11 protein-coding genes are annotated in these 15,149 nt (G+C 44.6%); 10 read left to right on the forward strand and 1 reads right to left on the reverse strand.

Annotation, left to right across the window (positions count from 1 at the left end):
* The first annotated feature begins 258 nt into the window (after positions 1-258).
* The 3 genes from ACMFL8_RS05360 to ACMFL8_RS05370 all read left to right on the forward strand — a co-directional run bounded on the left by ACMFL8_RS05360 (position 259) and on the right by ACMFL8_RS05370 (position 4,519).
* On the forward strand, positions 259-1,929 hold the full coding sequence (locus tag ACMFL8_RS05360; protein ID WP_413190286.1) for an alpha-keto acid decarboxylase family protein: 1,671 nt from the start codon (positions 259-261) through the stop codon (positions 1,927-1,929).
* Positions 1,930-2,123: 194 nt separating this feature from the next.
* Positions 2,124-2,459, forward strand: a complete 336-nt coding sequence (locus tag ACMFL8_RS05365) for a GlpM family protein (RefSeq protein ID WP_240215896.1) — start codon at positions 2,124-2,126, stop codon at positions 2,457-2,459.
* 275 nt (positions 2,460-2,734) lie between these two features.
* Positions 2,735-4,519, forward strand: a complete 1,785-nt coding sequence (locus ACMFL8_RS05370) for a potassium/proton antiporter (RefSeq protein ID WP_413190287.1) — start codon at positions 2,735-2,737, stop codon at positions 4,517-4,519.
* Positions 4,520-4,706: 187 nt separating this feature from the next.
* On the opposite strand, the gene ACMFL8_RS05375 is transcribed toward ACMFL8_RS05370, so the two are convergent.
* On the reverse strand, positions 4,707-5,627 hold the full coding sequence (locus ACMFL8_RS05375) for a LysR family transcriptional regulator (RefSeq protein WP_413190288.1): 921 nt from the start codon (positions 5,625-5,627) through the stop codon (positions 4,707-4,709).
* Positions 5,628-5,874: 247 nt separating this feature from the next.
* Here ACMFL8_RS05375 and speB point away from each other — a divergent pair, with 247 nt between their 5' ends.
* The 7 genes from speB to ACMFL8_RS05410 all read left to right on the forward strand — a co-directional run bounded on the left by speB (position 5,875) and on the right by ACMFL8_RS05410 (position 15,015).
* Positions 5,875-6,843 (forward strand): agmatinase, encoded by a 969-nt coding sequence (speB, locus tag ACMFL8_RS05380; RefSeq protein WP_010199708.1) that lies wholly within the window; start codon positions 5,875-5,877, stop codon positions 6,841-6,843.
* A 172-nt stretch (positions 6,844-7,015) separates the two neighbouring features.
* Positions 7,016-8,362, forward strand: coding sequence for a purine-cytosine permease family protein (locus tag ACMFL8_RS05385; RefSeq protein WP_194619987.1), 1,347 nt, complete (start codon positions 7,016-7,018; stop codon positions 8,360-8,362).
* Positions 8,359-9,159: a carbon-nitrogen hydrolase family protein gene (locus tag ACMFL8_RS05390; protein ID WP_413190289.1), complete on the forward strand. Its 801-nt coding sequence runs from the start codon at positions 8,359-8,361 to the stop codon at positions 9,157-9,159. Before ACMFL8_RS05385 ends, ACMFL8_RS05390 begins: the two co-directional genes overlap by 4 nt.
* Entirely contained in the window at positions 9,156-9,899 is a 744-nt protein-coding gene (locus tag ACMFL8_RS05395; protein WP_413190290.1) for an MBL fold metallo-hydrolase, read from the forward strand. The genes ACMFL8_RS05390 and ACMFL8_RS05395 overlap by 4 nt, the downstream gene beginning before the upstream one ends.
* Before the next feature lie 92 nt (positions 9,900-9,991).
* Positions 9,992-11,725, forward strand: a complete 1,734-nt coding sequence (locus ACMFL8_RS05400) for a 5-guanidino-2-oxopentanoate decarboxylase (RefSeq protein WP_413190291.1) — start codon at positions 9,992-9,994, stop codon at positions 11,723-11,725.
* A gap of 64 nt (positions 11,726-11,789) precedes the next feature.
* Positions 11,790-13,628, forward strand: coding sequence for a D-lactate dehydrogenase (gene dld, locus ACMFL8_RS05405; protein WP_413190292.1), 1,839 nt, complete (start codon positions 11,790-11,792; stop codon positions 13,626-13,628).
* Positions 13,609-15,015 carry a YjiH family protein gene (locus ACMFL8_RS05410; RefSeq protein ID WP_413190293.1) on the forward strand — a complete coding sequence of 469 codons (1,407 nt, stop codon included), beginning with the start codon at positions 13,609-13,611 and terminating at the stop codon, positions 15,013-15,015. The genes dld and ACMFL8_RS05410 overlap by 20 nt, the downstream gene beginning before the upstream one ends.
* Positions 15,016-15,149: the final 134 nt, after the last annotated feature.

The following is a 15,149-nucleotide window of genomic DNA, read 5'->3' on the forward strand; positions in this document are numbered from 1 at the left end:
ATTATCAATTAACTATCGTCAGTTGATGATGGCGTATTATACGCAGTTTTTTTGGTGTGTCAACACCCATGACGAAAAAAACCAAAGTTAGTAAAATAGGCGTGTCTTCTAGCCATAAATGTATGTTATAACAGTTTATTATAATATGTATTCCAAAAGCTTTGCATTACATAAATAAGCTGGGATGCACTTTATAATTTAACCTCAATTACATTCACAGTTATCAATACTTATAAAGATAAGTCATAGGGATATACAATGAGTCAACACTATACCATCGCCGATTATTTGTTTGATCGTGTCGCAGAAGCAGGCGCCTCTGAGATATTTGGCGTACCTGGTGATTTCAACTTAACTTTTTTAGACAATGTTCTCGCATCTGATAAGCTGCGCTGGGTAGGTAATACTAATGAGCTAAATGCCGGTTATGCTGCTGATGGTTATGCACGCGAGCGTGGGTTTGCCGCGATGGTAACTACTTTTGGTGTGGGCGAGTTATCAGCGATTAACGCGACGGCAGGCTCTTTTGCTGAGTACGCGCCTGTATTGCATATCGTGGGAGCACCAAGTACCGCTCTACAAGACTCAAAGCGCCGTATTCATCATTCGCTTGGTGATGGCGTATTCAATCATTTTATTAAAATGGTCGAGCCAGTGACAGTGGCACGGGCGCAAATTACACCAGAAAACGCCGCCTCAGAGATTGACCGTGTCATTCGTCTGGTGCTCAAAAAGCATCGCCCCGGCTATCTGTTACTATCGCCTGATGTTGCGCGTCAGCCTATCTATCCACCAACCACCAAGCTGATTGACAGCCAAGAAGACATCACCAGTCAAGCGGCACTGGCAGATTTCAAACAAGCATTGACGGAGTTTTTGCCAAACAAAACCATGATGCTTATGGCAGATTTGATGGTGCATCGTTTAGGATTGCAAAATCAGCTCAAAGCACTTATCGCTGATACCGATATTCCTTATACCACGCTGTCTTGGGGCAAAACGCTGCTTGATGAAAACAGTGATCGCTGGGCAGGAACTTATGCAGGTGTTGCCTCGCGTCCTGTGGTCAAAGATGCGGTGGAAAACTGTGAATGCCTGATCAAAGTAGGGGTGCAGTATACCGATACGACTACCGCAGGATTCAGCCAAGATATCAATGAGGATGTGGTCGTAGACTTGCATTATGAACGGGCTTCTATCAGCGGTCAAAACTTTGCACCGATTGCGCTAAAAGATGCGCTGCAAGCGTTACATGAAGTGATGACCTCTGGCATCAATATCGTACCAAAATCTTTCTGTGAGCCGGTCAACCCTCATGAACAAAATGGCAAGGATGATGAGGCTATCCGCCAAGACGATCTGTGGCATATCATTGCTGCGCGCTTAGATCATAATAATTTGGTTTTTTCTGAACAAGGAACGGCCTATTTTGGTATCAGTGATGTGCGTCTGCCAGAAGGGGTGACCTCTTATGGGCAACCGATGTGGGGATCAATTGGCTATACGTTGCCAGCCAGCTTAGGTGCTGCTATTGCCTCGCCAAACAAGCGTGGTGTTCTATTAATCGGTGATGGCTCAGCATTATTGACTATTCAAGAACTGGCGGTCATGATTCAGGAGCGTATTAATCCAGTCATCGTCTTAATTAACAACGATGGCTATACCGTGGAGCGTGCGATTCATGGCGAAAACCAATACTACAATGATATTCCTAAATGTGATTGGCAGATCATGCCACAAGCCTTTGGTGCCAACAAAGAGAACAGTCTCATACTCAAAGTAGAAACGGCAGGTGAGCTAAAATCTGCCCTCGATAAGGCCGCTGCTACCACGGATAAATTAGTGATGATCGAGGTGATCGCGGATAAGCATGATATCCCGCCATTACTTGCAGATATCAGTGCCGCGCTGAAGCCAAAAAATGATTAATTAGTTCGCAAACAGCATCAACAATTATCAGTCATCGCCCCATTTAGTACTATTGCTAGGTGGGGTTTTTTTGAGCCTTTTTATGGTGTAAGTCAATTAAGCTGTTGTTCCTCTTATATCGCTTTGCAGACTTTAGTATCATGGTGGATTGGGCTATGTTCAGCCCTTAGCATTCAACAGGAGATGATCCCGTCGTGATTTGGTTAAAAATGCTTATTGGCGCTTTAATGGTACTGGCAATTCAATTATTTGCGCAAACTCGATTTTTTTATTTGGCGGCACTTGCGCCACTTTTCCCCACTTTTACATTAATCAGTCACTTCATTGTCGGTACTGAGCGTAGTCCTGCTGATTTAAGGGTCGCATTGATATTTAGTATGCTTGGTGTCATTCCGCACCTTATTTATACCTTTGTGGTGTTCTTTAGCATCAGCTATATCAGTTTATATAAGGCCTTACTGCTCGGCGTTGTCGCTTGGACAATAGCGGCTGCTATTTTGGTACTAACATGGCAATACATTCAGGCTTAGTCAGTATTGAAAAGAGTATGCCAAACAGTTTCAACTGTATTTATAGGACTGAGGACATGTCATCAAACTCACTTGTATGATCATGACTAAAATGAGAGCAAGTATTAGTAAAAATCTTTATAGATAGTTTTTGTAGAAATGATAGTAGATGTTATTCTTAATGATATTTTTAATATTCAGATGTGGCGTCTACTGGTAAAGATAAAAGAGTAAATTGTAATACTTTCGCACCAACTTAATTCATCACCATTGATAAAAATAGGGCTTAAAAAAAGATGGATACCTTAAATATCCTATACCTCGTAGGAGCATTGTTAATTTTTGCCAGTATCATGGCCAGTACGTTATCTGCGCGTTTGGGCGTTCCATTATTGCTGTTGTTTTTGATGGTAGGGATGTTGGCAGGCGAGCAGGGTATTTTAGGTATTGAGTTTTCTCAATATGGTATTGCCAATTTCGTTGGGCAAGCAGCCTTAGCCTGTATCTTGTTAGATGGGGGTTTGCGCACCTCTTTTAAGTCGTTTCGGGTTGGTCTTAAGCCGGCAATCACCTTGGCAACGTGGGGCGTACTGGCCACGGTAATGGTGCTAGGGGTGTTTGTTACTTGGTTACTCGATGTCGATTGGCGCTTTGGGCTATTGATGGCAGCCATCGTTGGTTCAACTGATGCGGCAGCGGTATTTTCACTATTACGTAATGGCGGTGTCAAGCTCAATGATCGCGTTCAAGCCACACTCGAATTAGAGTCTGGTGCCAACGATCCCTTGGCTATTTTATTGGTGACGGGTCTTATCGCTCTAAATGTTGATCCAGCGGGACAGACAGTATTTGGCTTTTTGATATTACTGTTCCAGCAGTTGAGCTTTGGGCTAGGGATGGGTTTGCTATTCGGTTATTTGCTGTCCCGATTATTGCCCAAGATACATTTAGCAGAAGGCATGTATGCTATTTTGATACTATCTGCTGGCTTGTCCGTCTTTGCCGCGACCAATCTAATTGGCGGTAGTGGATTTTTAGCGGTTTATCTCACGGGTGTGATGATTGGCAATCACAAGGTACGCTCCACCGAGCATGTGATGCGAGTGATGGACAGCTTTGCTTGGTTATCACAAGCGGTGCTTTTCGTAGTGTTAGGACTATTGGTCACCCCATCAAACGTCATCAATGTCTGGCATTATTCAGTCGCGATTGCCGCCTTTATGATCTTTGTTGCCCGTCCTATCGCTGTCTATACCAGCGTTAAACCTTTTAAATTCAAAGACAGAGAGATAGGCTTTATCTCTTGGGTTGGCTTGCGCGGGGCAGTACCTATTACCCTTGCGATATTGCCTGTTATGGCAGGGATAGATAACGCCTTTATGCTGTTTGATATTGCCTTTGGGGTCGTGGTTTTGTCCTTGATTTTGCAAGGTACAACAATTCCTATCATGGCCAATTTGTTTAAGGTGCGGATTCCGACCAATGATGATCCAAAAGAGGAGCATGAGGTTTGGGTGTCGGATAAGGCAAGTATTACTTTGTATGAATTCGAAGTTCAATCAGGGGCATTTGCGATTGGTCGTCATCCGATGGATATCTCTAAACGCATTAGCTCTGATGAGATTAGTGTGTTTGCGCTGGTACGTAGGCAGAGAATCGTGGTCGTTGACGAAGACACGAAGCTGAAATTTGGTGACGGTGTCTGGTACGCCATGCGCGGCGATCATGCCAGAAAAATTGCTAAAATTTTTAATGATACGACATTAGATCGTAAAGCCATCGATGATTTTTATGGCGACTGGCTACTATCACCTAGCGTCAAGCTTGGAGATTTACCCTTCTTTACGGCTATGATGCAATCTGAATCACTGGTAGACAGCCTACAGTTTGATCCTAATGACAGCCCAAAAAGCATGTGGGAACAAACGGTCGCTGAATATGTGACAGGAAATCTAGGTACAGCACTGGTCTCAGGAGATACCGTTGCCATTAATGATAAGTGGTCATTGGTCATCAAAGAAATGGATGATAAAGGCAAGCTAAGAACCATTGGCTTAAAGCGTCAGGAGCAACCAATCTAATCAATCCACTATAAAAGCGTTACAGCGTTAACCTCGCTTGAGGTATTAAGTATACATCTACACTTGGTTGCCTTATACCACTTTTAAATTGAACCGACTATAGCGATATAGCCATTTATCGTTGTGATGAGCCATGATTTAAGCTGGCTTATATTAGCTGGCTCATGCTAGGAAACGCCTTAGTCATTTATAGCTTTGGCGAGCTTTTTGATAATAGATGCATCATTTGACTTAAAAAATCAGCGACCTGTTTGTGCAAGTTTTCTCGGTAAGCCCAATGATGCTTGACCTCATAACTGGCCTCGGTGGGCAGTAGTACTTTCATCAGTCCCATTTCTTCATAACGCTTGGCTAAGTCATTGGGCAGGTAACCAACATGATGACCTGCCAAAATCAGCTGCGCGGTTGCCTCCATATGGTAAGTGGTGGCACTCAAGGTTTTTGGGCGCACATGATTGATACTCAAATCAGTAATATAGCCTCGTTTTATCCATGGATAGTTTTGTTCCAAATCCTCAAAGGTTAGCCCTTCTGACTCATAAAACAATCGATGCTCGCGTCCACAGCAAACTACCTGCTTCTCAATAAATGCTGGCTGGAACGTTAATAGTGGTGGAAAACTGCCAAAATATCCCACACCAATATCACTCTCGTTGCTTAGTAGCTTCTCTAACATGCTTTCAGGGCTTTGCACGTCGATAGAAAAGTGGATAAGGGGATTGTCACGATAGCTAGCAGCCAAGCATTGGCGCAAGGCATCATAAAAAAATGTCGGCATTTGATCAATGAGACACAATCGAATATGACCGCCATGCACGGAGTCTAATTGACGAATATAGTGCAGTTGATGTTGAAAGCTGGCAACCGCTTCGGTAAAACTCAAGCAGGCTTCATATACTGCTGCACCATCTTCTGTCAGCTTAAAACCCGCGCGTCCACGATAACAAAGCGTCATACCCAAGCGGTCTTCTAAATGGGTCAAATGACCACTAATGACAGAGGTCGTCACATTCAAGCGCGACTGGGCGGCTGTCACGCCCTGACACTCTACAATCGCCATAAAGCTACGCAAGGTTTTGATGTCTATTTTTATCAATTCATCTAACATCAGTAATTATTCCTCAGCACTTGTGATGTTTATCAACATGAATTTTCTATTCATCACTTTTTTAGCATAAAATTTATATCAAACTTCTGATAATAACGGTTAAATCTAACTTACTACGAAAAACCAGAAGTTTACTTCTAAATTTTACCATGGTTTGTATTCAATTATTTAGGTATTGTCAGAGTCATATAAAAAGTGACATATAACAAATTGGCTATACCGACACACTAAAACAAGGATGTGATTTATGAAATTCAATCAACCATTAAGCGGCAACGACATGCCAAGATTTGGCGGCTTTGCTTCTATGATGCGCCTGCCGACTCAGGCTGATGCAGAAGGATTAGATGTGGCTTTCGTTGGTGTACCTTTGGACATCGGTGCATCCAACCGTAGTGGTGCTAGATTGGGACCAAGACAGATACGCGATGAATCACGCATGATTCGTCCTTACAATGTGGCCACTCGTGCTGCGCCTTTTGAGTCTTTACAAGTCGCTGATATTGGCGATGTACCTATCAATACTTTCAACCTGTTAAAAAGCGTTGATATCATCGAAAAATTCTATACAGAAAAAGTCGTCAAACATGGCGCGATTCCACTAACGTTGGGCGGCGATCATACCATTGCCTTGCCTATTTTGCGTGCGCTTGCCAAAAAACATGGCCCTGTCGGTATGGTACATATCGATGCGCATGCAGATATCAACGATGATATGTTTGGCGAAAAAATCGCTCATGGCACCCCATTTCGCCGTGCTGTCGAAGAAAACTTAATCGATGGTAACCGTGTAGTACAAATCGGTCTGCGTGGTACTGGTTATAGTGCCGAAGAGTTTGACTGGTCAACCCAGCAAGGCTTTCGCGTTGTACCTGCTGAGGAATGCTGGTACAAGTCGCTAACACCGCTCATGGCAGAAGTGCGCGAAAAGCTAGGCGATGGACCTGTCTATTTAAGTTTCGATATCGATGGTATTGACCCAGCGTTTGCACCGGGTACGGGCACCGCTGAAATCGGTGGTCTGACTTCAACTCAAGCTATAGAAATCATTCGCGGTATGCGCGGACTGGAAGTAGTCGGTGGCGATTTAGTAGAAGTGTCACCGCCGTATGACCCATTCGGTAACACCTCAGTACTGGCAGCGAACTTATTGTTTGAGATGCTATGTATCCTACCGGGTGTGCGCTATGACGATAAGGTCAAAGCTGTTTACTAATAGCTGTGTCTCATCATGATAATCATAAAATAATGGATCATTAACAATCTCTTATTAGCTAGATTTGGCGTATAGGGTAGCTATCCCAATACGGTATATGAGCGGATAACGGCATCGTCACCAGTGTATTTGAGTTGCTGGTATTAATATAATTTGGTTAAGGAAGACCGCAATGAGCAAACCCTCTTCATTTTTTGGTCAAGATACGCTCTCTCCAAATGAGGCTGGACACAGTTTAGGTTCGATTGGTACGTTTGCGCTGTGGTTTGGTGCCAATATAGTCGTCACGACTATTTTAACTGGGATGCTGTTGGTACCTGATTTGCGGTTTACTACTGCTATAACGACGGTACTGATCGGCTCATTGATCGGTGCCATTCCGTTACTCTTAGTTGGTCTAATGGGTCAGCGCACTGGTTTACCATCGATGGCGCTCACACGTAGAGCTTATGGGCCATTGGGTAGTCAGTTAATTTCATTGGTAAACATGGGCGTGCTCATCGCGTGGAGCTGTATTCAGGCTTTGCTCGCTGGCATGAGCCTTAACTATGCCGTTGAAGCCACAACAGGCTACAGCAATCTGCCACTATTTGTCATCCTGTGCGAGACAGTCGTGGTGTTGATTGTATTACGTGGTCACCTTGGTATTGAACTTGTCGAGCGCTGGGCAGCATTAGCAATGGCAGGTCTTACGGTCGTGGTGCTATATCAGTTAAATCAGCACTATGATGTTTCTACGCTATTTGAGATGCCAGTTGAGTCGCGTAATGGTATTACGTTAGGTATCGCTTTTGATATTGTCATCGCCACTGCATTTTCTTGGATGTCTTCGGCAGCCGATTACAATCGCAATTGCAAGACCTCAAAAATTGCAGTATGGGGTACTTATTTTGGTTATATCGTGGCTGCTATCGTTGCGATGGGTTTGGGTGCGACAATTTCAGGGCTTTCTATCCTAAATGGCATGGAGCAGACTTACGATCCGACTCGTTTGCTTGCTGAATTCGGTTTTGGTTTACCAGCTGCACTGGTTATTTTCTTCTCAGTCATGACAACCAATGTGATGGCAGTCTATAGCGCAACGCTATCATGCATGAACATAGCGCCTAACATGAGCTTTTGGAAACCTGCACTTATCATTGGCTTAGTCACTATTTTTGGTGCACTGATTCCTGGTATTTTAGATCAGTTCCAAAACTTCTTGTTAATCGTTGGTGCATTGTTCATCCCAGCATTCTCAGTCATGATTGTTGATTATTACCTTGTGGGTCAAGAAGGTTATACGGCAAAACTGCTTGATTCTACTAAACAATTGGGCCGTCCTACGGCAAAGATTGCTATCGCGGCTTATTTAATTGGTGCTGCTCTTGCAGCTTACTGGACTTTGATCTCTCCTCCTTCTTTTGGTGCCTCGTTACCTGTCTTTATCATCACTGGCGGACTTTACTGGTTAGGTGCTACTTTATTTACTCGTCCTAGTGATGCCATCACTTCCGCTCAAAAGGAGCCTTCATTATGAGATTGATGATTGCTCAAACAAATCCTTTATGGGCTGAACATGCTGCTAACTTAAAAGCATTGGAGTCATTATGTCGCCTAGCAGCAGAAGCCAAAGTAGACTTATTGGCACTGCCAGAGCTGGCATTCACAGGCTACAACATCTTTGAGCGGCTTGATAGCCTAGCGGAACCTGCTGATGGCTCAATCGTGACCGAAGTAGCCACGCTTGCTGATAAATATAATTTGCACTTGCTATTTGGCTTTGCTGAGCAGGGTGCTGATGGTGAGTTTAGCAATTCTGCCGTATTGTTAGATGATAACGGTCAGCACCTTGCCACTTATCATAAGCGGCATTTATGGGGCCGCGAAAATAAGTTCTTTGTCGCAGGTAAGCAATCTTGTGTGGTTGATACTCGATTCGGAAAATTAGGATTGATGATTTGCTATGACAATGAGTTTCCAGAAGTGGCAAGAGAGCTGGCACAAGCAGGTGCAGAAATCATACTGTCACCGACGGCAAATATGTTGCCAAATGCAGAGCGGCAGGTGCTACAAATACGCGCTCGAGCAATGGACAATCAATGCTTTGTTGCTTGTATTAACCGATCAGGTGTAGAAGAAACGCTTCATTACTGTGGGAATAGTATCGTCGCTGGTCCGGATGGTGAGGTGCTCGGCCGACTTGGCTTAGCGGCTGGCACCTTGATAGTAGATATTGATCTCGCTTGCATTGATGAGAGTCGCACACACCAAGACTATCTTAAAGACTTGCGTGTTCTTAAAGATACTCATGCCTTTAGTGGAGCGAACTCATGAGTGAACAGTCATCACCACGTATCAAACCAGAAAACTGGTATCGAACAACAACACTTAGCGATGGCATTACGCTCATCGATGAGCCGTGGATCAAGCCGTTTTTTCGCTGTAATCTATGGCACGTGCGAGGAAGTCAGCGCGATTTATTAGTCGATTTTGGATTAGGGGCTGTACCATTGCGCCGCCACGTTGCTTTGCTTGCTGATCGCGATATCGTTGGTGTTGCCAGTCATACTCATTTTGATCATATTGGCGCGGCAAGTGAATTTGACTGCTGTCACGTACATTCTGCTGAAGCACATATTCTCGCTGAGCCAGATAACGCACGTACTTTAGCTGATATGTTCGTCAACGATGAGATGTTTGATGCACTGCCTCCTGAGCCTTATGCTCATTGCGGCTATAAAATTGCTGCACCAGCGAAAATAATGCAACTTGAAGACGGTGACATGATTGATTTGGGCAATCGTCAATTTGAAGTGATTCATACACCCGGTCACTCCCCAGGTGGTATTGCCTTGTGGGAATCAGCTAGCGAGACTCTGATTTCTGGTGATCTTATTTATGACGGCCCATTGATCGAAGATACTTGGCACAGCAACATGTCCGATTATGCCAAGAGTATGCGCCGTTTAAATGCACTGCCTGTGCGTGTTGTACACGGTGGTCATTTTCCCAGTTTTTCAGGCAAACGCTTAAATATCATGATTGATGATTGGTTACGGCACCATGAATTGTGATTTGTAGCATTTAATAACTATTTAAAACAAACAGCTAGCCAATATAAAAAGCTTAACTTAATACTTATTACATTTTTTAGGATAACTGACTCATGACCCAATTGACGCAAGCGTCTTCTTCATTTCCTGCAACCCCATCTCTGACATGCGGTGAGCTGTTGGTACAGTGGTTAGAATACTATGGCGTAGAGACCGTATTTGGCATACCCGGTGTGCATACGGTCGAGCTATATCGTGGTCTGCCAAACACCAATATCCGCCATGTGACGCCGCGTCACGAGCAAGGCGCTGGGTTTATGGCTGACGGCTATTACCGCGCTTCGGGCAAGATTGGCGTTTGCTTTATCATCACCGGCCCTGGTATGACCAATATCATGACTGCCATGGCACAAGCATTGGCGGATTCTATACCGATGCTGGTGATCTCTAGTGTCAATAAAGTGGCAGATACGGGCAGCGGTGAAGGGCACTTGCATGAATTGCATGATCAGCAAGGTATGGTCAGTAAAGTTGCGCTTACGAGCAAAACAATCTGGAAGCCTGAGTCGCTACCCAAAGTCATCGCAGAAGCCTTCGCTTTATTTAATGGTGCGCGTCCGGGGCCAGTGCATATCCAGCTACCAATCGATGTGATCACCGCTGATGCCAGTCATGTCGCCAAGCCGCCTGATTTAACGCCTTACTTGAATAGTCCGGCAACCAGCCAAACTGATGCAAATAGTTCAACGTTGCCTCGAGTAATGAGACCGCTGCCCAATCCTGCACAGCTTGATTTAATTATCGAGTCTCTCAAAACCGCAGAAAACCCAGTATTGCTCTATGGTGGTGGCTGCGTCGATGTCAATCAAGATGCGCAAAAACTGGCAGAGCTGATCGATGCACCGACATTTTTGACCATCAATGCCAAAGGTTTGCTACCACCCGCTCATCCGTTAAGTTTGGGCAGCAATCAATCATTAGCAGCAGGTCGAGCCGTTATTACTGAAGCCGATTTGGTATTGGCGATTGGTACTGAGCTTGGTGAGACTGATTATGATGTGTTTTTTAATGGCGAGTTTAAAATCAACGGTAAGCTGATTCGTATCGACTGCGATGCTCAGCAATTGCAGCGTCCTTTTAGAGCGGATATCGCCGTATTATCCGATGCGCAAATGGCTGTAAGTGGCCTTTGCACACGTCTAGAAAACCAAGCGTTAAATCATAAAGCGGTGTCACGAGTCGCCGAGGCAAAACAGGCATTGTTAGCAGAAATGACACCAGATTTTGCGGGTCAAAATGCACTACTTCAGCTGATTCGAGATGAAGTAAAAGACGTCATTTTTGTTGGAGATTCAACGCAGCCTGTCTATAGTGGCAATCTTGGTTTTGAAGCACTGGCAACCCGAAAATGGTTTAACTCGTCGACTGGGTTTGGCACGTTAGGTTATGGCTTACCCGCTGCTATTGGTGCCATGATTGGCTCAAACCTTCCCGTCATTAGTCTTATTGGCGATGGTGGTATTCAGTTTACGATTGCAGAACTCATCTGCGCTGCCGAGCTTGAGCTACCATTGATTGTGCTGCTGTGGAACAACCAAGGCTATGGCGAGATTCGTCGTTATATGGAGGAGGGTGGTCTACCACTGATTGGGGTCAATATTAAGACGCCACATTTTGAGCCATTAGCCGCAGGATTTGGTGCCGGATATCGCCGAATTACCGATAAGCAGCAACTGCTAGACGCCTTGCAAAAGGATATCAACGGCAAGCAGCCTTTCATTTATGAAGTTGATGAAGCCGATGATTTTCTGACTGAGATAGGCAAGGACTTTATCTGTTTTAGCTGATGGTAATGACTTAACTGTGACTTAACGGTACTAAAGGCTAGTCACTCAAGGAAAAATGTCTGCAATGCTAAATTCTAACCACTCGTCTAATAGTTGGAATGCGTCGCAGGCGAGTTTGTTAGCAGACTTAGCAGCCGTTGCTGGCGCGCCCAATGTATTGACCAAGCCGAGTCAGCAGCAGTCGTATATACAAGGGGCGATTGCTGCTATCACAGATGCTATCTTGGCAGTGGTGACCCCACATTCTCTTGTGGCACTATGGCGCGTCATTAACCTCTGTGCAGCATCTGATGTGATCATTATCGCTCAGGCTGCTAACACAGGGCTGACCGGTGGCTCCACGCCGTATGGGAAGTATGATCGACCAGTCATCGTTATTTCTACGCAACTATTGGGCGGTGTTCATCTGCTCAATGACGCAGCAGAGCTTGTTGCCTTGCCAGCGGCGACCCTTCAGCAATTAGAATACAAGCTTGCACCTTTGGGGCGTGAGCCGCATTCAGTGCTGGGCTCTAGTTGTGTTGGTGCTTCGGTGATTGGTGGTATTTGCAACAGCTCTGGCGGTATGTTGGTGCAGCGTGGTCCGGCGTATACCGAGATGTCGCTATTTGCCAAACGTAATGCTATAGGTGAGTTTGAATTAATCAATCACTTAGGCATTGATTTAGGTGTAGATCCAGAAGAGATGCTTGGTAACCTACAAGCTGGCACGTTCAATAAAAATCCAGATAGTGCCAACAGTAAGTCCTGTACAAACCAGCATTATCAACACAAAGTGCGCGATTGCGAGGCAGACACACCTGCCAGATTTAACAATGATCCTAACGGATTGTATGAAGCCTCTGGTTCAGCAGGCAAAGTTATCGTCTTTGCGGTTCGAGTCGCGACATTTGCCAAACCAGCGCAAGAGCAAACATTCTATATCTCTACCAATGACGCTGATACCTTGACCACACTCAGGCAGCAGTGGTTAAAAAGCGAGCTGAACCTGCCTGTTTTGGCAGAATACATGCACAAAGACTATAACGATATAACCATGCGCTATGGCCGCGATACTTGTTTAAGTATGCGCAAACTGCCAGCCAGTAAGATAGGCGCGTTGTATCGGTTACAAGCCAAGATTGGCTATTATTTGGATAAATGGCGACTGCCTCAGACTTTACCAGATCGGGTGCTACAAATGGTATCGACCTTTATGCCGCCATCATTGCCTGCGCCTTTAAGCACGCAAGCGCTTTCGTACCGTTATCATTTGATCATAAAAGTCGCGAATGCCAGTGACAGTGACAGTGATAGTGATAGTGATAGTGACGATGATAATGATAATGACAGTGCTAAGGCTAGTAATCAGCATGTTGCCGCTGCTCAAGCATTTCTACAGTCCCATATGCAGCAGCATCAAGGCGTCGTACATCTTTGTACAGCTGAAGAATCCCAAGCATTATTGGTGTTCCGCAGTGCGGCAACCGCTGCCATGTTTCGTTATCACAATCTTAACCACACAAAGTTTGGCGAGCTATTAGCGACTGATATTGCCTTACCAAGAAATGCCGTAGATTGGGATGAGGTGCTACCTACTGACTTGCAAAAGCAGGTAAGTAAAACCTTTTATCTGGGGCATTTTTTCTGTCATGTCATGCATCAAGACTATCTGTTATACCCTGAAGTGGATGCAAAAAAATTCAAGGATGAGCTATTGGCGTTTTATGATCGACGTCGTATAGAGTACCCTGCTGAGCACAACGTGGGACATGTCTATACCGCAAAATCTGCACTACATAATTTTTATAAAAAACTAGATCCAACCAATTCGCTAAACCCAGGCATTGGTCAGACAGCAAAATGGAAAAATTGGCGGTCGTCGCCTATCATGGAGGAATTAAATGACGAGTCATATCAGTAAGTCACAGCAGCCAGTCTTAGGTAATAATGCTGTCGATCCAAAAACACCACAGGGCGAGCAATGGCGAGCGTCATTGTGGAAATTTCTTTTATTTTCAGTCCTTGGTATCGCGCTATTTATCATTCCCTTTCAATGGGATGGCAAGGTTACTATTTTATTGGGAGTATTGACCGATGCACTACAAGGCTGGATAGGCGGTTATGTGGCTTACGTAGCACTGGCGATTGTTACCATCTCTTTTGTTGGCGCACTCGCGGTCAAGCTGTTACGACCTACCTTGCACGAAGACTCTATGATAAAGAAGCTCTTCGATGTTGAGTGGCTGTGGTTTGGTGCCCGTTTTTTGGGCGCAGTATTTATCTGGATGATATTTTTACAAGTAGGCCCCGAGTTTATTATTAACCGTAATACCGGCGGCGTTATTTTTGAAGATTTGATTCCGATTTTGATTCCTTTATTTTTCTTCGCTATCTTATCCTTGCCGTTCTTAACAGATTTTGGTTTGATGGAGTTTTTGGGAACGTTAGCCAGCAAAGTCTTTATCAAACTATTTAAACTACCCGGACGCTCAGCGGTAGATGCGATGTCTTCTTGGTTTGGCGCGGCCTCTATCGGCTTGCTAGTGACCATGCAAGAGTATGACAAAAGTTATTATAGCCAGCGTGAAGCGGCGGTTATTGCCACAACTTTTTCGGTAACTTCAATCGCTTTTACTTATGTCGTAGCGAAAACAATTGGCGTAGACAACAACTTTGTCTTCTTTTATCTGACCATCGCGTTGACTGGTTTTATAGCAGCCATTATCATGCCACGCATCCCGCCATTATCACTGAAAGCGGACACCTATCATTCTGGCAAATGTATGCTAGATGAAGAGATTCCTACTCAGTATAGTATGCCGCAGTGGGCGCTAAATCGTGCTGTGACGCGTGCGTATTCTATGCCAAGTCTGGCAAGTGTGTTCAAACACAGCCTAAAGAATTTATTTGATATTTACTTTGGTCTGATTCCTGTTATTTTTGCTATTGGCACCATTGGTCTAGGGCTGGCAGAGTACACGCCAGTATTTAACTGGATATCTGCGCCCCTCGTGCCTTTGCTTGAACTGTTACAAATTCCAGAAGCGGCAGAAGCGGCGCCTGCCATGATTATGGGCTTTGCTGATATGTACTTACCAGCGTTGGTCGGTAAGAGTATTGAGAGTGAAATGACACGATTCATCGTTGGGGCATGCTCTATTACGCAGATTATTTATATGTCTGAAGTGGGTGCGCTGATTTTGAAGTCAAACATTAAGCTTAATGTTCTAGAGCTGTTCATGATTTTCATCCTTCGTACTTTGATTAGCCTAGTGATTATTACCTCAGTAGCGCATCTCCTGTATTAATCAGAAGACCCCGTGACAAAGGTAGGATAGGGTAAACGACAGTGATTTTTGGCGGGTGATTGATGACAATGACAGCGTAGGTAGGCAGTAGCGTCAATCACCCGTAATCATTATCAATAAATACGCTATGAATA

This window comes from Psychrobacter sp. AT9, assembly GCF_047272965.1.
Taxonomy (GTDB): domain Bacteria; phylum Pseudomonadota; class Gammaproteobacteria; order Pseudomonadales; family Moraxellaceae; genus Psychrobacter; species Psychrobacter glaciei.